Annotated in this window: 17 protein-coding genes; all 17 read right to left on the reverse strand. The window is 69.6% G+C overall.

Annotated elements, in window-relative coordinates:
• Positions 1 to 142: 142 nt before the first annotated feature.
• The gene (locus E8P82_RS05470; RefSeq protein ID WP_136453479.1) at positions 143 to 907 is read right to left on the reverse strand and encodes a YggS family pyridoxal phosphate-dependent enzyme; all 765 of its coding nucleotides are present in this window, start codon (positions 905 to 907) and stop codon (positions 143 to 145) included.
• The gene (locus tag E8P82_RS05475; protein WP_246020974.1) at positions 904 to 1,692 is read right to left on the reverse strand and encodes a purine nucleoside phosphorylase YfiH/LACC1 family protein; all 789 of its coding nucleotides are present in this window, start codon (positions 1,690 to 1,692) and stop codon (positions 904 to 906) included. The genes E8P82_RS05470 and E8P82_RS05475 overlap by 4 nt, the downstream gene beginning before the upstream one ends.
• Before the next feature lie 3 nt (positions 1,693 to 1,695).
• Complete coding sequence (gene ftsZ, locus E8P82_RS05480; protein ID WP_136453480.1) at positions 1,696 to 2,886, reverse strand: cell division protein FtsZ; 1,191 nt, start codon at positions 2,884 to 2,886, stop codon at positions 1,696 to 1,698.
• 232 nt (positions 2,887 to 3,118) lie between these two features.
• On the reverse strand, positions 3,119 to 3,901 hold the full coding sequence (locus tag E8P82_RS05485) for a cell division protein FtsQ/DivIB (RefSeq protein ID WP_168796494.1): 783 nt from the start codon (positions 3,899 to 3,901) through the stop codon (positions 3,119 to 3,121).
• 23 nt (positions 3,902 to 3,924) lie between these two features.
• Positions 3,925 to 5,385 (reverse strand): UDP-N-acetylmuramate--L-alanine ligase, encoded by a 1,461-nt coding sequence (gene murC / locus E8P82_RS05490; protein WP_136453522.1) that lies wholly within the window; start codon positions 5,383 to 5,385, stop codon positions 3,925 to 3,927.
• A gap of 41 nt (positions 5,386 to 5,426) precedes the next feature.
• Positions 5,427 to 6,551 carry an undecaprenyldiphospho-muramoylpentapeptide beta-N-acetylglucosaminyltransferase gene (gene murG / locus E8P82_RS05495; RefSeq protein WP_136453482.1) on the reverse strand — a complete coding sequence of 375 codons (1,125 nt, stop codon included), beginning with the start codon at positions 6,549 to 6,551 and terminating at the stop codon, positions 5,427 to 5,429.
• Positions 6,551 to 7,861, reverse strand: a complete 1,311-nt coding sequence (gene ftsW, locus E8P82_RS05500; RefSeq protein WP_136453483.1) for a putative lipid II flippase FtsW — start codon at positions 7,859 to 7,861, stop codon at positions 6,551 to 6,553. Before ftsW ends, murG begins: the two co-directional genes overlap by 1 nt.
• Positions 7,858 to 9,444 (reverse strand): UDP-N-acetylmuramoyl-L-alanine--D-glutamate ligase, encoded by a 1,587-nt coding sequence (murD, locus tag E8P82_RS05505; RefSeq protein WP_136453484.1) that lies wholly within the window; start codon positions 9,442 to 9,444, stop codon positions 7,858 to 7,860. The genes ftsW and murD overlap by 4 nt, the downstream gene beginning before the upstream one ends.
• Positions 9,441 to 10,541, reverse strand: a complete 1,101-nt coding sequence (gene mraY / locus E8P82_RS05510) for a phospho-N-acetylmuramoyl-pentapeptide-transferase (protein WP_136453485.1) — start codon at positions 10,539 to 10,541, stop codon at positions 9,441 to 9,443. The genes murD and mraY overlap by 4 nt, the downstream gene beginning before the upstream one ends.
• On the reverse strand, positions 10,538 to 12,025 hold the full coding sequence (locus E8P82_RS05515) for a UDP-N-acetylmuramoyl-tripeptide--D-alanyl-D-alanine ligase (protein ID WP_136453486.1): 1,488 nt from the start codon (positions 12,023 to 12,025) through the stop codon (positions 10,538 to 10,540). The genes mraY and E8P82_RS05515 overlap by 4 nt, the downstream gene beginning before the upstream one ends.
• 6 nt (positions 12,026 to 12,031) lie before the next feature.
• Complete coding sequence (locus tag E8P82_RS05520) at positions 12,032 to 13,663, reverse strand: UDP-N-acetylmuramoyl-L-alanyl-D-glutamate--2,6-diaminopimelate ligase (RefSeq protein WP_246020976.1); 1,632 nt, start codon at positions 13,661 to 13,663, stop codon at positions 12,032 to 12,034.
• 18 nt (positions 13,664 to 13,681) lie between these two features.
• Positions 13,682 to 15,469 (reverse strand): peptidoglycan D,D-transpeptidase FtsI family protein, encoded by a 1,788-nt coding sequence (locus E8P82_RS05525; RefSeq protein ID WP_246020977.1) that lies wholly within the window; start codon positions 15,467 to 15,469, stop codon positions 13,682 to 13,684.
• Positions 15,466 to 16,038 carry a cell division protein FtsL gene (gene ftsL / locus E8P82_RS05530; RefSeq protein ID WP_136453487.1) on the reverse strand — a complete coding sequence of 191 codons (573 nt, stop codon included), beginning with the start codon at positions 16,036 to 16,038 and terminating at the stop codon, positions 15,466 to 15,468. The genes E8P82_RS05525 and ftsL overlap by 4 nt, the downstream gene beginning before the upstream one ends.
• The gene (gene rsmH, locus E8P82_RS05535) at positions 16,035 to 17,036 is read right to left on the reverse strand and encodes a 16S rRNA (cytosine(1402)-N(4))-methyltransferase RsmH (RefSeq protein WP_136453488.1); all 1,002 of its coding nucleotides are present in this window, start codon (positions 17,034 to 17,036) and stop codon (positions 16,035 to 16,037) included. The genes ftsL and rsmH overlap by 4 nt, the downstream gene beginning before the upstream one ends.
• Positions 17,037 to 17,250: 214 nt before the next feature.
• Complete coding sequence (gene mraZ, locus E8P82_RS05540; RefSeq protein WP_136453489.1) at positions 17,251 to 17,682, reverse strand: division/cell wall cluster transcriptional repressor MraZ; 432 nt, start codon at positions 17,680 to 17,682, stop codon at positions 17,251 to 17,253.
• A 206-nt stretch (positions 17,683 to 17,888) separates the two neighbouring features.
• Complete coding sequence (locus E8P82_RS05545) at positions 17,889 to 18,266, reverse strand: DUF3040 domain-containing protein (RefSeq protein WP_136453490.1); 378 nt, start codon at positions 18,264 to 18,266, stop codon at positions 17,889 to 17,891.
• Between the two features lie 174 nt (positions 18,267 to 18,440).
• Complete coding sequence (gene dinB / locus E8P82_RS05550; RefSeq protein WP_425455997.1) at positions 18,441 to 19,718, reverse strand: DNA polymerase IV; 1,278 nt, start codon at positions 19,716 to 19,718, stop codon at positions 18,441 to 18,443.
• Positions 19,719 to 19,929: the final 211 nt, after the last annotated feature.

The following is a 19,929-nucleotide window of genomic DNA, read 5'->3' on the forward strand; positions in this document are numbered from 1 at the left end:
CTCCTGTCGTAACTGTATGGACTGAGAGGTGGTGTGGACGGGCGGGCTCCGTGAACCCGAGGGCCCGGTGGATTCGAGGTCCGAGCATACTGGGCGATCCGAACCCTCAGCTGTACCTGATCACCCTGGTCCGGATCAGACGCTACCTGACCTCCGGACGCGGGCCGAGGACGTCGGAACCGATCCTGAGGTGTGTCGCCCCGGCCTCGACGGCCTCCTCGAGATCGCCGCTCATGCCCGCCGAGATTCCCGTCGCCGTGGGGTCCACGGAGCGGACGGTCCCGGAGATCGAGGCGAGGTTCCCGAACGCCTCCGAGGGCGGGATCCCCAGCGGCGCCACCGCCATGACCCCGGCGAGCCGGAGCCCCGGGGTACCCATGAGCGCCTCGGCGAGAGCGAGGGCCTCGCCCGGAAGGGCCCCGCCCCTGCCGCCGTCGGACGCCTCGGGATCGAGATCGAACTGGAGGAAGCATTCCAGGTCCGCCCGGGGCACGGCACCCGAGGCCGCTCGCCCCTCCTGCTCCGCCGCGACGGCCTTTCCCAGCGCCCGGACCAGCGACAGGCGATCGACCGAGTGCACCGCAGCGGCGTAGCGGACCACGGATCGAGCCTTGTTGGTCTGCAGTTGACCGATGAAGTGCCAGGTGAGGAGATCGCCCAGTTCCGCTGCCTTGCCGGACGCTTCCTGATCCCGGTTCTCCCCGACATCGTGTACGCCGAGACCGTGCAGGATCCGGATGTCGGACACGGGGAAGTACTTGGTGACCACGATCAGCGTCGGTCGCGTCCGACCGGCGGCAGCGGTTGCCGAGGAGATGCGCTCCCGGACGTGCTGGAGGCGTGCCGCGAGCTCCCGCGCACGTGCATCCGAGACCGCCGGACCCTCCTGCGCCCCGGGATCGATCATGTTCGCCAGACGAGCCCGGCGAGCCGACCGGCTCCGGGCTCACGCCGGTGCGAGTACAGGGCGGTGTTCTCCACCGTGCACCACGCCTCGGCCTCGGGTACGGACTCCACCTGCACGGCCGTCCGCCCGAGCTGTCGGCGGACACCGGCCGGCAGGTCGAGGGCGGGCGTGCCCGTCCTGGTCCGCGCCGCCGTCTCGGGAAGGGCCAGCGCGAGCTCACGCATCATGTCCTCGGGAACCTCGTAGCAGGAGCCGCATACGGACGGGCCGATCCAGGCGGACAGCCGCCGGGCGCCCCTGCGGCGCAGGAGGTCCACCGCGCGCTCGACGATCCCGTTGGCCACACCGGCGCGGCCGGCGTGGACGACGGCGGTCGCCCCCGTTCCGCCGTCCGCGACGGATTCGTCGGCCAGCACGACGGGCACGCAGTCCGCGACGAGCACGGCCAGCGGATCAGTTCCCGTGGGTGAGATCATCCCGTCCGCGTCCGGAGCACCGGCCACCGCAGCATCGGCGCCTCGCCCATCGCCGAGCACCGTCACCCGGTCCGAATGCGTCTGACTCATGAAGCGCAGGGAACCGGCAGGGATCCCCATCGACTCCTCGAGCCGGCTCCGCCGACGCCGGACACCCTCGGCGTCACCGCCCACGTGCAGCGCCAGGTTACCGGCCGGACGCGAGGTGAAGGCGACGCGCAGACCGGGACGGACCTCCCGCATCCAGTGGAACGGGGAGCTCGGGTCTCCGGTGGAGAGGCCTGTGACGCTGGCAGTGGCGGTAGGCATGGACTACTTGAGGAAGTCGGGCACGTCGAGATCGTCCGAGCGCCCGGTGGAGAGATCCGGCTCCACGATCGCGGGAAGATCGACGTCGAAGCCCGAGTCGGCGGGAACCGGTCGCTGGCCCGACCGCTGCGCGGACCAGGATCCGATCCCGGCGGAGGCCGCTGAGCGCTGCGGATCCGCGCCGACGCTCGGCGCCACGGCGGGTCTCGACGAGGGAACGGGTGCCGCAGCCGGCTGGGACGTGACATCCACCTGGTCGAATCCTGCGGCGATGACCGTCACCCGCGCCTCGTCACCGAGCGCGTCGTCGATGACCGCACCGAAGATGATGTTCGCCTCCGGGTGGGCCACTTCCTGCACGAGGCGTGCAGCCTCGTTGATCTCGAAGAGGCCGAGGTCGGAGCCGCCCTGGATGGACAGCAGCACGCCGTGGGCGCCGTCGATGGACGCCTCGAGCAGCGGGGAGGCGATGGCGAGCTCGGCGGCCTTGACCGCCCGATCCTCTCCGCGCGCGGAACCGATACCCATGAGCGCCGACCCCGCGCCCTGCATGACGGACTTGACGTCCGCGAAGTCGAGGTTGATCAGACCGGGCGTGGTGATGAGGTCCGTGATGCCCTGGACACCGGAGAGCAGAACCTGATCGGCGGAGCGGAAGGCGTCCAGCATCGACACGTTGCGGTCGCTGATCGAGAGCAGGCGGTCGTTCGGGATCACGATGAGGGTGTCGACCTCCTCGCGGAGGGTGTCGATGCCGCTCTCGGCCTGGTTCGAGCGCCGGCGTCCCTCGAAGGTGAACGGGCGGGTGACGACGCCGATGGTGAGGGCTCCGAGCGAGCGGGCGATGCGAGCGACGACGGGGGCACCGCCCGTACCGGTACCACCGCCCTCACCAGCCGTCACGAAGACCATGTCGGCCCCGCGCATGACCTCCTCGATCTCCTCGGCGTGGTCCTCGGCGGCGCGCCGGCCCACCTCGGGATCCGCTCCGGCACCGAGCCCGCGGGTGAGTTCGCGTCCGACGTCGAGCTTGACGTCGGCATCACTCATCAGCAGCGCCTGGGCATCGGTGTTGATGGCGATGAACTCCACGCCGCGGAGGCCCACGTCGATCATCCGGTTGACGGCATTGACGCCGCCGCCGCCGATGCCGACGACCTTGATGACGGCCAAGTAATTCTGAGGTGCTGCCACGTCCTGTGTCCCTTGTTCGAATCTGTCTGCTGTTCGGTGTGCCGTCGTCCGGCACCCCTCTGCCCCGTGAAACGTTAACGTTCAGGTTGAAAGTTAACGTTATGTCAAGTAATTTCTATGCTCGACGCTATGCGTGCGGACGCCGTGATGCAATATTCGGCTCCCGCGTGTCCTTCTCCCTGCGCCTGTCCTGCCCGACCCGGCCTGCCTGACCCGCTCTGTCCATGGGTTCCTACCGGGTCACCGGCCGGTCCGGGGAACTGACGTCGAACTCCCCCACGGGCTGATCCGGCTCCCGCACCGACAGCAGGGCCTCGACGACGCGCGCCTTCTGCGCGTTGCGCTCCGAGCTGCCCCAGAAGATCACCTGATCTCCCTCCAGGGTCAGCCGGATCGAGTCGATCGTTCCGGCGGACGCGCTGGTGAGTCTGGAGAGCACCGAGTCCGGCAGTTCGGCCAGAACAGCGGCGATGGAGGAGAACACCTGCGAGTTGACGGCTTCCGTCCCACCGTCGATCAGCGGCAGGTCGATCCCGTCGCGGTCGGGGACGCTGGCCAGGTGACGTCCCTGGGAGTCGATGAGGATGACGTCGGAGCCCTGCTCGAGGACGGCGACGGGTCTGCGCTCGGTGATCATCACCACGAGCGTCGAGGGCGGCTCCGCGGCGATGCCGACGTCCTCGATGGGCGTCTTGTCCGCCAGCAGGGCTCGGACGTCCTCCGTGGAGATCCGCGTCAGCGACGTACCGACCAGTGGCGCGAGCGCCTCGTCGATCTCGGCGGTGGTGGTCAGCGACTGTCCCTCGACCACGATCGTCCGCAGGGCGAGCGCCGGGGAGAAGACGGCGAACGCCACCACCCCACCGAGAACCACGAGGACCGCGACGAGGGACAGGAGGATCCTCCGGGAGCGAGGCGAGCGTTTGGGCCCCGGGAAGTCGACGACGGTCGATCCCCGCGATCCGGCATCCGGTGCACCGCCGGTGCGGTTCCTCCGGACGAACGGCAGCTTCACCGGTCCGGGCAGTCCTCCCGGGCTCACCGGCCGGCCCCGGTGGCAGCCCGACCACCCCTGCGGTTCAGGGCGCGTTCTCCGAGCAGCGTCACGAGCTCCGCGCCGTAGCGGGTGACATCGCCGGCGCCGACCGTGAGGATGATGTCGCCCTCGCGCGTGGCGGCGACCACCGAGCGCAGGGCCTGGTCCGGGTCCTCGACGTAGGACACCTCCGTGCCGGTCGCATCGGCCATGAGCTCCGTGATGGTCCAGCCGCCGACGTCCTCGACCGGATCCTCCCGGGCCGCGTAGACGGGCAGCACGGTCACGGTGTCCGCCAACGCCAGTGCGGCAGCGAACCCTGCGGCGAACTCCTGCGTCCGGGAGAACAGATGAGGCTGGAACAGGACGTGGACGCGATGGCCCCCCGCGACGGTCCCGGCGGCGGTCAGGGCGGCGCGCACCTCGGTCGGATGGTGCGCATAGTCGTCGAACACGCGCACCCCGTCCGCCTCGCCGCGCGCCTCGAAGCGGCGTGCCGCACCGGAGAACAGCGCCAGTCCGGTCGCGGCGACCGCCGGGTCCACCCCGAGTTCGAGCGCGACGGCGAACGCTGCCGTGGCATTGAGGATGTTGTACCGGCCCGGCACACCGAGCTGGAGCTCCTGTTGCGCGTCGAGACCGTCGATGCTGAAGGAGAGCATGCTGTTGGTGGTGCTCCCCACGTCCCGTGTAGCGCTGATCCTGATGTCGGCGGTGTCCGCATAGCCGTAGGTGCGTACGCGGCGCGGGTCCGGGAGACCTCCGGCGAGGCCCGCGGCCCCGGGATCGTCCGCGCAGGCCACCAGGAGTCCGTCCTCGGCCACGCGGTCGGCGAAGTCCCGGAACGCGGCGTGGACCGCGTCGGCGCTGCCGTAATGGTCCAGATGGTCCGCCTCGGCGTTCGTCACGACGGCGACGCGCGGCGAGTAGTTCAGGAACGACCCGTCGGACTCGTCGGCCTCGGCCACGAACACCTCCCCCCCGGTCCACTCCGCGTTGACCCCGAGCGCAGCCACGTCACCGCCGATCGCGAAGGACGGGGCGAGGCCGGCCTCGCGCAGCAGCACGGTGAGCATCGCCGTCGTGGTGGTCTTGCCGTGCGTTCCCGCGACGGCGACCGCCTGCTGCCCGTGCATCGCTGCGGCGAGTGCCTCGGAACGGTGGAGCACGGGCAGCCCACGTCGCCGCGCCTCGATCAGCTCGGGGTTCGTCCCGCGGATGGCGGAGGAGACCACGACGGTCCCGTCCGCGGGCACGATGTCGGCCGTGTGCCCCACGTGCACGACGGCGCCGAGCGCGGCCAGCGCCCGCAGGCCCTTCGATTCCGCTGCATCGGAGCCGGAGACCTGCAGCCCCTGACCCAGCAGTACCCGGGCCACGGCGGACATCCCCGCTCCCCCCAGCCCGATGAAGTGCACGGGTTCCTTCAGTCCTGCCTCGAGCGCGGGTGCAGGGCCGTTCATGGCGGTGTTCGACGGGCTGTTCATTGCGGTGTCCGGGCCTTTCACTGTGTCCTGTCCCCTGCTGCAGAGAGGATGAGCTCCGCCATGCGCCGGTCCGCGTCACGCACTCCGAGGGCGTAGGCCGCCCGCGACATCGCCTCGAGCCGTGCAGGGTCGGTCACCAGCGGCAGGATCTGATCGCGGATCCACGCGGGGGTGAACTCGCGGTCCTCGATGAGGACCGCACCACCGCTGCGGACGAGTCCGGCGGCGTTGAACCGCTGTTCGCCATTGCCGTGGGGCAGTGGTACGAGGACCGCGGGGAGCCCGACGACGCTGACTTCACTGACGGTTGCGGCACCGGCGCGTGCCAGTAGGAGATCGGCTGCCGCGTACACCCGCTCCATGCCGTCGACGAACTCGACCTGGTGATAGCCGGGGAGGGCGAGCGGCGTGCCGTCCGGACCCGGTACCTGCTTGCCGCGGCCGGTGATGTGGAGGACCTGCACGCCTGCTGCGACGAGGCCGGGGACGGCCGCGCCCAGGGAGCGGTTCATGCTCGCGGCACCGGAGGAGCCGCCCGTCACGATGAGCGTGGCTCGGTCCGGGTCGAGACCGAGGCTCGTCCTGGCGCTGGTACGCTCCGCCGTGCGGTCGAGAGCGGCGATGCCGCGCCGCATGGGCATCCCGACCGGCACGGCGCCCGGGAGCTTCGTTCCCTCGAAGGCGACCGCGACGCGGGCCGCGATACGGGCTCCGGCCCGGTTGGCGATGCCCGGCCGCGCGTTGGCCTCGTGGATGACCACGGGTACGCGTGCCGACCGGGCCGCCAGATAGGCCGGCGCGGAGACGTACCCGCCGACGCCGACGACGACGTCGGCACGCGTGTCGAGGACGATCCGCCGCGCCTGCCGCACGGCCCGGACGAACCGGGCGGGCAGCTTCAGCAGATCGAGGGAGGGGCGCCGCGGCAACGGCACACGGTCGATGGTGCGCAGCTCGAAGCCGGCCGCCGGAACGAGACGCGTCTCCATCCCGGTCCGGGTCCCGATGGCGGTGATACGGGCGCCGGGGCGCTGCTCGACGATCGCGTGCGCGATGGCCAGCAGCGGGCTGACGTGGCCCGCGGTACCGCCGCCGGCGAGGACGACCGACACCGCGCCGTCGGTGGACGGGGTGGGCGCCATCAGCGGACACCGTCCCGCGCACCGGCGCCGGTACGGCCGGCTGTCATGCCGACCGGGGTGCGGTCCTTCGTGCCTGGGTCCGGCGGGTCCTCCGGACCCAGGGCGTACGGCGTCTTCCGGGCGAAGGACAGGAGTACCCCGACCGCCGCGAGCGTGAAGGTCAGCGCGGAGCCGCCGTAGGAGATGAAGGGCAACGGCACGCCGATCACGGGCAGCAGGCCGGTCACCATGCCGATGTTGACGAAGGCCTGGCCGATCAGCCAGACGAGGATCGATCCCATCAGGATCCGGACGAACGGATCCGTGTAGCGCAGCGCGACCCTGATGGTGGCGACCGCGAGGATGCCGAACAGGGCCACCACGACGACCGTGCCGAGGAGCCCGAACTCCTCGCCGATGATGGCGAAGATGAAGTCGTTGTGCGCCTCGGGGATCCAGTTCCACTTCTGGCGGCTCTGCCCGATGCCGACACCGAACCAGCCGCCGGAGGCCATGGCGAAGAGTCCGCTGTCGGACTGCATGCACAGATCGGCGCCGTTGTCGCAGTTCAGGCCGAGCCAGGCGCGGATGCGCCCTCCGCGGTTCGGGCTGGCCACCACCATGAGCACCGATCCGAGAAGCGCAGCGGCCCCGGTGAGGACGAAGAGCTTCATCGGCGCCCCCGCGAAGAACAGCGCCGCGCCGGCGATCATCATGAGGACCAGCCCGGTCCCCAGGTCTCCGCCGAGCAGCACCAGGCCGATGGGCAGGCCGCCGATGGGCACTGCCGGGATCAGGGCATGGCGCCAGTCCCTGATGAGGGCCTTCTTCCTCTCGAGCACGGTCGCGAACCAGAGCGCGAGCGCGAGCTTCGTCGGCTCGGAGGGCTGGAAGGTCTGGGAGCCGATCCTGATCCAGTTCCTGTTGCCGTTGATGTCCTCACCGATCACGAGCACCAGGAGCAGCAGCACGACGGCGATGCCCAGTCCGGGCCACGCCAGCTTCTTGTAGGCGAGCGGACCGAGCCGGGAGAGCACCAGCATCAGGACCAGGCCGGCAGCGGCCCAGATGCACTGCTTGAGGAAGAGTCCGAATCTGTCGTCCCCGTTCTCGGTCCCCACGGAGATCGCCTCCACGGACGAGGCGGAGAGAACCATGAGCAGGCCGATCGCGGTCAGCGCGAGGACGGCGCCGAGGATCAGGTAGTAGCTCGAGCCCGTCGGCGCCCGGCCCACGCCCTCGAGCAGTGACCACCCCCGCCTGATCGCGGCTCCGGCACCCCGGGCATCACCGGCCCGGCCTACGGGGTGCGCACCCTTGCCGGCCGTCACGACTCCTCCGCCGTCGTCGCCCGTGCCCTGCGCGCTGCGACGGCTGCCGTGAAGGCGGCCCCGCGATGCGCGTAGGAGGAGAACTGGTCCATCGACGCCGCGGCCGGCGCCATCAGCACCGTGTCGCCCTCCCGCGCCAGGCGCGCCGCCTCGGCAACAGCCCACTGCATGAGGAGCTCTGCCGTCGGCGCGTCCGCCGCCGTGCCGTCATGATCCTGGTCGTCGCTGCCCGGGTGGCGGGAGACCGGAACACCCGGAGCGTGCCGGGCCAGGGCGCCCTGCAGTGGACCCGGGTCCTCGCCGAGGAGCACGACGGCGCGGAGCCGGCCTGCGTGCTCCCGGACGAGCTCGTCGTAGGAGACCCCCTTGGACAGACCGCCTGCGATCCACACGACCGATTCGAAGGACGCCAAGGACGCGGCTGCTGCGTGGGGATTGGTGGCCTTGGAGTCGTCGATCCACAGTACGCCGTCCTCGTCGCCCACCACCTGGATGCGGTGATCGCCGGGCCTGAAGGCGCGGATGCCCGCGCGCACGGCAGTGGTGTCGATGCCTGCGGCGCGCACCAGTGCGGCGGCGGCGAGTGCATCGGCGACGAGGTGGCGCGGTACCACCGTCCCGAGGTCGGCGACAGCAGCCAGCTCCACCGCCGAGTCCTTGCGCTGGGCGATGAAGGCGCGGTCGACCAGCAGGTCCTCGACGACGCCGAGCATGCTGATCGAGGGCATTCCGGTGGTGAAGCCGATGGCCCTGCAGCCCTCGATCACCTCGGCCTGCTCGACCATCGCCTCGGTCTCGCGCTGCTCCACGTTGTAGACGCATGCGATCCTGGTGCGCTCGTACACGAGAGCCTTGGCCGCGAGGTAGGCCCCGTAGCTGCCGTGCCAGTCCACGTGGTCCTCGGCGACGTTGAGGCAGACGCTGGCGAGCGGGGAGATCGAATGGGACCAGTGCAGCTGGAAACTGGACAGTTCCACCGCGATGAAGTCGTAGCCCTGCGGGTCGCGGATCACATCGAGGATGGGCGTGCCGACGTTGCCGGCGGCGATGGCACGCGTACCCGCTGCCAGCAGCATGGACTCGGTCAGGCCCACGGTGGTGGTCTTCCCGTTGGTCCCCGTGATGGTCAGCCACTCGGCGGTCGGGCGCCCCTGGCGGATCCGTACCCGCCAGGCCAGTTCCACATCGCCCCAGATCGGTATGTGGGCGGCCGCGGCTTCCGCGAGGAGCGGCTGGGTGGGACGCCAGCCCGGGGAGGTGACCACGAGCTCGGCCGGCTCGCCGTCCACCAGGGGGAGGGTGGTGGCGTACTCGGCCCCGAGCAGGACCTCCCGGGCGCCGACGATCCGCAGCGTGTCGGCCTTGGCCTCGTTCTCGTCGTCGACCTGCGCATCCACCACGACGACGGCCGCTCCGAGCTCGATCAGCGTGTCCGCCGCCGAGAAACCGGAGGCTCCGATCCCGGCGACGACGACGCGCAGGCCCGCCCAGTCGGCGTCCCAGCTCACGAGCTCGTCCAGGCGGTCCGTCCCGTGCGCCCGATCCGTGGACCCGGTCGCCGCGTCCTGCTCCGATTCGTTCATCCCACAACCCATTCCGCGTAGAAGATACCCAGTGCCACCGCGACGAAGAGCCCTGCCAGGATCCAGAACCGGACCACGACCGTGACCTCGGCCCAGCCCTTGAGCTCGAAGTGGTGCTGGAGGGGCGCCATCTTGAACACGCGCTTGCCCCCCGAGAGCTTGAAGTAGCCCACCTGGATGATGACCGAGAGGGTGATCATCACGAACAGTCCGGCCAGGATGACCAGGAGCAGTTCGGTGCGCGAGAGGATCGCGAACCCGGCGATCGCCCCTCCGAGGGCCAGGGACCCGGTGTCGCCCATGAAGATCCGGGCCGGCGACGTGTTGTACCAGAGGAAGCCCACCAGGGCCCCGCACATGGCGCCGGCCACGAGCGCCAGATCCAGTGGGTCGCGCACCTCGTAGCAGACGCTTCCCGCGCCGGGTGAGCCGCAGCTCTGGTTGCCCTGCCAGATGCCGATCAGCAGGTACGCCCCGAAGACGAGGATGGATGCCCCGGCGGCGAGGCCGTCGAGCCCGTCGGCGAGATTCACGCCGTTGCTCGCCCCGGTGATGATCAGGTTCGACCAGATGACGAACAGGATGGCCCCGAGGACCGTTCCGGCGAAGGCCAGGTCGAGCGGGGTGTCCCGGATGAAGGAGATCGCGGTCGAGGCCGGAGTACGGCCTTTCTCGTCCGGGAACTGCAGGGCGAGCACCCCGAAGATCACCCCGACGAGGGTCTGTCCCGCGATCTTGGCCGGGGCGCTCAGGCCGAGACTGCGCTGCTTGGAGATCTTGGTGAAGTCGTCGGCGAAGCCGACCAGTCCCATGCCCGTGGCGAGGAACAGCAGCAGCAGACCCGAGGCGCTCGGTCCGCCCACGGGCGAGCCAAGAGCCATCATGAGCAGGTGCGTCAGGAAGTACGCCAGCAGCACCGAGCCCATGATGACGGCTCCGCCCATGGTGGGCGTGCCGCGTTTGGTGTGGTGGGCGGTCGGTCCGTCGTCGCGGATGAACTGTCCGTACGCCCGCTTGACGAGGAGCCTGATGAACAGGGGTGTGCCGACGAACGCGAACAGGAGCGCGGCGGCGGAGCCCACGAGGAGTGCGATCACGGCTGGTGGGCCCTTCCTGGAGTGTCCGCCGGATGGGCCGGGCTGCCGGCGGCCTTCGACGAGCCGGCGATCCGGTCGCCGAGGAAGCGCAGTCCCGCACCGTTCGAGGACTTGAACAGGACGATGTCCCCGGGCTCGAGTTCGGCGTCCAGGATCCGCTCGGCGGCCTCCGCGTCCTCCACGTGGACGGCCTCGCTCCCCCATGAGCCCTCGAGGACGGCTCCGTTGAACAGTGCACGGGTGTTCGGCCCCACGCAGATCAGCTTGGAGATGTTCAGTCGCACGACCACCCGTCCGAGGAGGTCGTGCTCCTCGATGGACCGGTCCCCGAGCTCGAGCATCTCGCCGAGCACGGCCCAGGATCGGTGGCGGCTGCGTCCGAGCTCGGCGAGGGTCCGGAGGGCGGCCCGCATCGACTCCGGATTGGCGTTGTAGGCGTCGTTGATCACCGTGACCCCGTCGGCGCGATCGGTGCGTTCCATGCGCCACCGACTCGCAGCCGCGAGGCTCCGCAGGGATACCGCGATGTGCTCGGGCGTGCAGCCCACTTCATAGGCGATCGCAGCGGCCGCCAGCAGATTCGTGATGTGGTGGAGCCCGAGCAGCGGGGACACGACGTCGTGTTCGCTGCCGTCCGGGAAGAGAAGCGTGAACGCCGGGTTGCCCTCGGCCGTGGTCGTACCGTCACGGGCCAGCAGGACGTCGCCGTCCGCACGGAAGTCGGCCGAGGAGGTGAAGAAGACCTGTCGGGCGAGTGTGCGCCCGCGCATGCCGAGGACCCGCTCGTCGTCCGCGTTGATGACCGCGATGCCCGTCGCTGGCAGAGCCTCGAGAAGCTCGCCCTTCGTCCGCGTGATGTTCTCGACGCCTCCGAACTCACCCACGTGGGCCGAGCCGACCCCGAGGACCACGCCGACGTCCGGGTGCACCAGGGAGGCGAGGTAGGCGATGTTGCCGGGTTCGGTGGCGCCCATCTCGATGACGAGGTAGCGCGTGTCCCACCCGGCGTCGAACACCGTCAGGGGCACACCCACCTCGCCGTTGTACGACCCTCGGGGCGCAACCGTGGGACCGATCGGCCCGAGGATACCCGCGAGGAGGTCCTTCGTGGTGGTCTTCCCGGCCGAGCCGGTGATGCCGATGACGGTCAGGTCGCCGCGGGCACGCAACCGGCGCACCGTCTCGGCTGCGAGGGCGCCCATCGCGAGGACCACGTCCGGTACGACGACCGAGGGGAACACCGCCTGGTCCTCGCCGGTGACCTCCCGCTCGGCCAGCGCCAGGACAGCGCCACGCCCGAAGGCCGCCCCGACGAACAGGTGCCCGTCCGATTCCGCGCCGGGTTTGGCGATGAACAGGCCACCGGGAGCGCTCTCACGCGAATCGACGGCGGCGGAGGTGACAGTGATTTCCCGCCCCGGATCGTCGCCGATGAGGATGCCGCCCGTGAGAGCCGCGATCTCGGCTGCGCTGAATTCAATCATGACGATTCAGGATTCTATCCGCGGCGCGGAAAGCACAGAGAATCCGTACCGTGTCAACGCGGCGCGCAGTTCGACGCGGTCGTCGAGGGGAACATCGACTCCCCTGACCTCCTGCCACACCTCGTGCCCGCGACCGGCGACGATCACGGTGTCAGCTGGCGTGGCCCGAGCCACCGCCCGGTCGATGGCGGCGCCGCGGGGGAAGATCTCCAGCACCTCGCAGGCGAGCTCCTCCTCCTGCACGGCCGCCTCAGCTCCCTGCCGAACGGCCCGGCGGATCACGGCATCGTCCTCGTCGTGCGGATCGTCGTCGGTCACGATCAGGATGTCGGACAGGCGCGCCCCCACAGCGCCCATGACCGCCCGCTTGGACTCGTCGCGCTGACCGGTCGCCCCGAAGACCGAGATCACCCGTCCGCCGGGTCTGCGCACGGAGGCGAGAGTGCGCTCGAGAGCGTCCGGATTATGGGCGAAATCCACGATCGACGCCGGCTCCTCGCCGACGAGCTGCATGCGGCCCGGGACCTCCGTGGTGAAGGGGTCGTGCCTGTCGAGAGCGTGCTGGAGCTCGTCGAGCCGCACGCCGGAGGCCAGCACCATGATCGTCGCGAGGGCAGCGTTGGAGACGTTGAACCCACCCGGCAGTCCGCAGCGCAGCACCAGTCGCTCTCCGGAGACCCCCACGAGGGCGAAGGAGTGCCCCAGTCCGCTGGGTTCGACGTCGGCGACCGTCCAGTCGGCGACGTCGTCCCCCTCGTCCGCGGGCTCCGTCCGCAGCCGCAGCACCGGGACCTCCGCCGCTGCGGCCAGCCGCCGGCCCCAGGGATCATCGACGAGGACGACGGCCCGGCGGCACCGCTCAGGGGTGAACAGGGTCGCCTTGGCCGCGAAGTAGTCCTCCATGGTGCCGTGCAGATCGAGATGGTCCTGCGTGAGGTTGGTGAAGCCCGCGACCTCGAAGCGGACGCCGTCGACGCGTCCGAACTCCAGGGCGTGCGAGGACACCTCCATGGACGCGGCGTCGATACCGCGCTCGTGCATGAGTGCCAGGAGCGAATGCACCTGCGGCGACTCCGGCGTGGTCAGGGCACTCGGGATCGCCTCGCGCCCGGCCCGGATCTCGATGGTCCCGATCAGACCGGTCGAGCGCCCGAGTGCTTCGAGCAGGGCGTCGAGGAAGTAGGTCGTGGTCGTCTTGCCGTTGGTTCCTGTCACACCGAACAGTGCCGGCGCCGCTCCGTCCCGGTCCGTCGTCCCGAAGATCACCCCCGCCAGCGGTCCCACGGCACGCCGCGGATCGGGCACGACGACGACGGGCACGTCGGAGCCGGCGGCTGCAGGTGCCTGCGCGTAGAGCTCGGCCCCGGCCTCGTCGGTGAGGATCGCGACGGCCCCCGACCGGACGGCCGCGGCCGCGAAGTCGGCGCCGTGCCGGGTACCGCCCTGCAGTGCGGCGTAGACGTCACCGTGCTGCACGGATCGGGAGTCCAGTGTGATGCCGCTGACCAGGGGAAGATCGGCACGGATCCCCGAACCCGCCAGGCCGATCCTCCCGAGGGCGCTCGCGAGCGGGATCGGCTGGACGCCGGTGGGTCGCAGCAGGGAAGCAGCGCTGTCCTGCCCAGTGTTCGATTGCACGGTGCCCCGGTCTCCGGATCAGTAGTCGACCGGGTAGATGTCCGGCCTTGTCGTCGACGCCGGAACGTTGTTGGCGGTGAGGACCTGCTGCATCACCTTCTGGAAGGACAGGCCCGGGATCAGGTAGTACAGGTCTCCCTGGGGTCGCTGCAGGGTGACCACGACGACGTACTCCGGTTCCTCGATCGGGGCGATGCCCACGTAGGACAGAGTGTAGCCGTCGTATCCTCCCGACTCGCTCGGGGCCTCCGCGGTACCGGTCTTCGAGCCCACCCGGTACTGTTCGAGCTCCCCGGACTTGCCCGAGCCCTCCTCGGTGACGGTCTCGAGCATCGTGCGCATCTGCGCGGCGGTCTCCGCCGAGACCACCGGCGTCCCCTCGGCCTGCGGCACCACGTGCTCGGTGCCGTCGGGGTCCACGTACGCGTCGATGAGTCGCGGGGCCAGGCGCACGCCGTCGTTGGCGATGGTCTGGTACACCATGGCCGTGTGCAGCGCCGTCTGGGTGAGCCCCTGCCCGAACAGAACGGTGTACTGCTGGCGGTCGTCCCACGTGTCCGGAGTGGGCAGCAGCCCCTGGTTCTCCTCGGTCAGGCCGGTACCCAGCGGCTCCCCGATCCCGAACTTCTTCAACCACTCGTACCGCTCCTGCTTGGTGAGCTTCTCACCGATCTGGACGGTTCCGGTGTTCATGGACTTGGCCAGCACGCCCGCTGCGGTGCGCTTCTCCTTCCCGTGGTCCGTGGAGTCCTTGAAGGTCTGGTCCCCGACCGTGTAGCGGTTGTCCAGCTCGAACTCCGAGGCCGGCGTGATCAGTCCCTCCTCGAGAGCTGCGGCCAGCGTGATCACCTTGGTGGTGGAGCCCGGCTCGAAGGACGCGCTGACCGAATTGGGACGGCGCTGCTCCGGGGGTGTCGCCCCGGGATCGTTCGGATCCGGCGTGGTGGACTCGGCCATGGCGCGGATGTTGCCGGTGTCCACCTCCACCACCACGATGTTGCCCCACTCGGCGTCGTACTCCTCGACCTGGGAGGCGATGGTCTGCTGGGCGAACCACTGCAGGTCCTGGTCGATCGTGAGCCGGACGTCCTGCCCGTTCTCAGCGGGGATGTCCTCGTTGGTCGCGTAGGGGATGCGGATCCCGTCCCCGCCGATCTCGAAGGTGCGGCTTCCCGCCGTCCCCGTCAGCGCGTCGTTCAGGGCGTACTCGAGGCCCTCGCGCGGCTTGCCGTCGGCCGAGACGTAGCCGATGATCGACCCGCCGACCGGCCCGGCAGGATAGGTGCGCAGACTCGTCGGGTCGGCATAGACGCCCGGGACGCGCACGTCGAGTGCCCTGTTCTTCATGTCAGGGGTGACCGACCTGAGGACGAAGTTGAAGGTCTTGTCCCCCAGGACCGCCGCGCGCAGTGTGTCCTGCTCCATGTCGAGGACCTCCGCGAGTTCGGCGAGACCCTGCTTCATGGGGATCACCTCCCACTCCTCGGTGGCCTCGTTCCAGCGACGGAACTCGTCGACGGCGCTCAGCTGCTGGTCGACCACGATGTCGAAGCGCTCGACGCTCCGGGCGAAGTCCTTGCCGTTCATGTCCACGATGGAACCGCGGACCGGCGGCACCGCGGTCGTCGTCAGTCGTTTGGACAGGCCTGCCTGGGCCATCCCGTCCAGGTCCAGCGCCTGCACCTGGAACAGCCGGACCCCGAGCACCATGAGCAGGACGAGGACGAAGGCGAGCCCCGCGCGGAGCCGGGCCGAGCCGAGGGCGAGCCGGAGGCTGTCGGGGCTGCCGGTCCGTGCTGGGGTCACCGCGAGTCCTCAGCGGCTGCGGACTCCTCGCCCGCGTCCTCTTCCGGGGCGGCAGGGGCAGGTGTGCCGGTGAGATTGGGTGGTGCGATGAGGACGCCCGGCTCGCTGCCCTCGACGGCGGGCTCCGGCACCCCGGTCACCCGCTTCGACTCCAGGTCGATGGTGCCGAAGCTCGGTGAGGGGACCATTCCCAGCTTCGCGGCCCTCGCGGCGAGATTCTGGGGCGCCTGCCGCGTCTGGATCTCGAGTACCAGCGCTTCGTTCTGCTGGGTCAGGGCGACCTGCTCGTTGCGGAGCCGAACGAGTTCGTACTGGGTCCCGGAGACGGAGATGTTCAGCATGAGCACTGTCGCCAGTGCGCCGGCCAGCAGTGCCAGGAGGAACACCGCCAGGGGCAGCCTGCGGCGGACGGAGCGGGCGGGCACGACGGTCAGTGGGGTCCGGGTCCGCTCGGGGGCTCCGACGTCGGCAGCGATCCCGGTCAGCCGGCCGGGCTCGACGGCGAGGGCCCCGCTGCCGGAGAAGGCAGCAGTGCCATGTCGCTTGTCAACGGTCACTGCCTGGCTCATGTGGTGGTCCTGTCGGCTGGTCCTGGTTCGATACGTTCCACTGCCCGCAGTCTGGCGGACGCCGCCCGCGGGTTCTCCTCGATCTCCGCCGGTGTCGGCGTTTCCGTTCCCCGGGTCAGCGAGCGGAGGTAGGCCCTGTGCTGCTCGAGTTCCACGGGGAATCCGACGGGAGCCGAGGATCTCGTGCCCGCCGTGAAGGCGCTCTTGACGATGCGGTCCTCCAGCGAGTGGTAGGACATCGCGACGACCCGGCCTCCGAGCCTGATCGCGTCGACCGCCGCGGGTATCGCCCGCTCCAGGACCGGCAACTCCTCGTTGACCTCGATGCGAAGGGCCTGGAAGGTCCGTTTGGCCGGATGTCCCCCGGTGCGGGCGGCCCCCGCCGGCACGACGGCGCGGATCACGTCGACGAGTTCGGCCGTGGTGCGCAACGGCCGGGTGTCCCTGGCCTCGACGATCGCCGTGGAGATGCGCCCGGCGAACTTCTCCTCACCCCAGGAGCGGATGACCCGCAGGAGCTCCCCCGCGGGGTAGGTGTTGACGACATCCGCGGCAGTCATTCCCCCGCTCGTGTCCATGCGCATGTCCAGGGGGGCGTCGTAGGAGTAGGCGAATCCGCGTTCGCGCTCGTCGAGCTGGAGGGAGGAGACTCCCAGGTCGAACAGGACGCCCTCGACGCCGTCGATGCCGAGGTCCGCGATGACGGCGGGCAGCTCGTCGTAGACGGCGTGTACGAGATCGGTGCGGTCACTGAACCGAACCAGTCTTTCCGCGGCGAGACCGAGCGCTTCGGTGTCACGGTCGATGCCGACCAGATGCACGTGCGGGAACCGCTCGAGGACGGCTTCGGCATGGCCGCCGATCCCGAGGGTTGCATCGACGACGACGGCGCGTCGACCGAGTGCCTCGGCGGCGGCGACGGAAGAGCCCAGGAGGGTGACACAACGGTCGCGGAGGACCGGGATGTGCCGGTCGTCGACGGACCGGTGTTCCTCCATACGCCACCCTCCTGCGGCTCGTGCCTGTGGTGTTGCTACATCGTCGTTCACCTGCAGGTGCAGGCATGGTTCCGGCCGCTCTTGACCCGGATCCCCATCCGGCCGGATGATTCCCTGCCTGGCTCCGGGGAAGTGGAGTCAGGTCGGGGATCGTCTCCGGCGGCTGGAGATCTCAGCCAAGAGATGCTCTGCCCGGTTCTATGCCGAGCCCTCCTCAGGTGATCCCGGGGAAGACGTCCTCGTCCGTCTCGGAGAAGGCCGTCTCCTGCTCCTGCAGGTAGGAGTCCCAGGCGTCCGCCGCCCAGATCTCCGCACGGTTGCCCGCGCCGATGACGGCCAGGTCACGATCCACGCCTGCGTAGGCCCGCAGCACCGGTGGGATGGTGATCCTGCCCTGCTTGTCCGGCACCTCGTCGGAAGCACCGGACAGGAAGACCCGGTTGTAGTCCCTCGCCTGGCGTGAGGAGATCGGTGCCGCCCGCATCTGCTCGTGGACCTTCTCGAACTCGTTCATGCTGAACACGTAGATGCAGCGCTCCTGTCCCCTGGTGAGCACCAGTCCCCCGCTGAGTTCCTCTCGGAACCTGGCCGGAAGAATGAGCCTGCCCTTCTCGTCAAGGCGTGGTGTGTGGGTTCCAAGGAACACTCCTGACCGCCTGTTTCCGAGTCCGCCGATCCGGCCCCCTGCCGAACCGCTCTTATGTGCTCCACATTACTCCACAACTCTCCACGGTCAACGCAGGTCGCCCCCCGGAGAGTCTGCCGGGCCGCCACCGGGCGCGTGCAGCGGGCACAAAAAAAGAACCCGCCGTGGCGGGTTCTTCTCTGCTCGGATACCGCAGGGGCTCGGCGTCAGCTCTGGTCCCGCTTCCGCTCGTCCCACTTGTCCTCCAGCCCCGACATGAAACCGCTCTTGCCCCCCGAGGTGGCCTTTGACGGCTTTCCTGCGGGCGCCGTGACCTCCACCTGCTTCGACCTCGTCGTGGCGAAGTAGACCCCGGCCCCCATGATGAGGAATCCTGCCACACCCAGGATGATCAGCTGGTAGATGATGCCCGACAGCAGCACGAGGATTCCCCCGATGGTGATGAGCGATCCGATCACCAGGCGCCGGGTGGACATCGTCTTGCGGGTGTCCGATGCCATCGAGTGCGCGAACTTGGGATCGTCGGCATGCAACTGCTGTTCGAGCTGGTCGAGCAACCTCTGCTCGTGGTCCGAGAGTGCCATGGCCGCCTCCTTGGTATGGGTGCCAACGTTCTTCAATACATCAACGCTCCGAACACGACCAGCGTTCCCGGTGGGGGGCTCCTGGAACACGTGCTCTCGGGCGATCCGGCTGCGCTCAGGGCGAGCGCGGATTTGCCTGGTTCAAGACTAGTTTGCTACGTGGGTGGTGCAAAGTCACAATGCAGTCCTGCTGCGTTCCCCGTCGCCGGTTCCCGGTGTCCGTGCACCGGTCTTCGTCTTCGTCTTCGTCTTCGTCTTCGTGGGGAGAAGACCTGCAGGCTTCACACCGGCCTCACCGAACTTCCTGTTCACCTCGTCCAGGGCACGTTCTGCGAGCCTCCAGTTCTCGTCACGCCGGTCGATCGTCAGCTGCGTGGATCCGTCGCCGCCGACCTCGAGGGATTCCGCCCGAAGGCCGATCAGGCGGACGGCCATCGGCCTGTCGCCGAGGGATTCGAGCAGGCCCGTGGCCGCCCCGTGGAGTGCATGCGCGCTGTCGACCGGTTCGTCGAACCTCCGCGAGCGGGTGAGTGTGGAGAAATCCGCGTAGCGGAGCTTCAGTGCCATCCCGCCGGCACGGTACCCGGACGAACGCAGTCTGGTCGCGGTGCGGTGCGCCAGACGCAGCAGTTCCTTGTGCAGCACGGCGGAGTCGGCGACGTCGTGGGAAAAGGTCTCCTCTGCCCCGATGCTCTTCTCCTGACGCGCCACCACGACACCGCGCGGATCGCGACCCCACGCCAGGTGATGGACGTGCTCGCCGGAGGCTCCCAGCAATCTCCTGAGCGTCGGGACAGGAGTACGGGCCACGTCCTCGACCGTCCGGATGCCGATCCCGGCCAGGACCTCCTGCGTCTTCGCCCCCACGCCCCACAGCGCGGACACCGGCAGGGTGTGCAGATAGGCGACTGTCCGGTCGCCGGGGATCAGCAGGAGCCCGTCCGGTTTGGCCCGCGTCGACGCGATCTTGGCCACGAACTTCGTGGTGGCGGCCCCGACGCTCGCGGTCATGCCGAGCGTCGCCTGGATCTGCGCCCGGACCTGCTCCCCGATCTCCCGAGGACCGCCGAGGCGCCTCATGGAGCCCGCGACGTCCAGGAAGGCCTCGTCGACGCTGAGCTTCTCGACCTCGGGAGTGACGGAGCGGAAGATACGCATCACCTCGGCGGAGACCTCCGCGTACCGGTGCTGGTGCGGCGGCAGGATCACGGCGCCGGGGCATCGGCGCAGGGCGATGGACATGGGCATGGCCGAACGGACGCCGAAGCGGCGGGCCTCGTAGGAGGCGGACAGGACCACGGAACGCCCGGAGGTGGATCCGACCACGACCGGCACCCCGCGCAGCTCGGGGCGTTCGAGCAGCTCGACGGAGACGAAGAACGCATCCATGTCGATGTGGAGGATATGGCACTCCGCATGCTCGATCTGCCGCAGCCACCCGTCCGTTGACACGCCCATATAGTACGCGCTGCCACCGACCTGACCGATGCCTCCGGTGCTACCGTCACGGCGCTCGACGGGCCGCGTGTGCACTCCCGGCTAGAGTCAATGCCGTGTAGTTAGGCGGTGGGTGGGGTTGTCAAGGACTTGGGTCGGGGAGGATGTTGATGCTGATGGTGGTCTGGTAGGTGGGGCCGCGGAGCCGGTTCTTGCCGGTGTTGGG

This window comes from Arthrobacter echini (assembly GCF_004803505.1).
Classification (GTDB): Bacteria; Actinomycetota; Actinomycetes; order Actinomycetales; family Micrococcaceae; genus Arthrobacter_D; species Arthrobacter_D echini.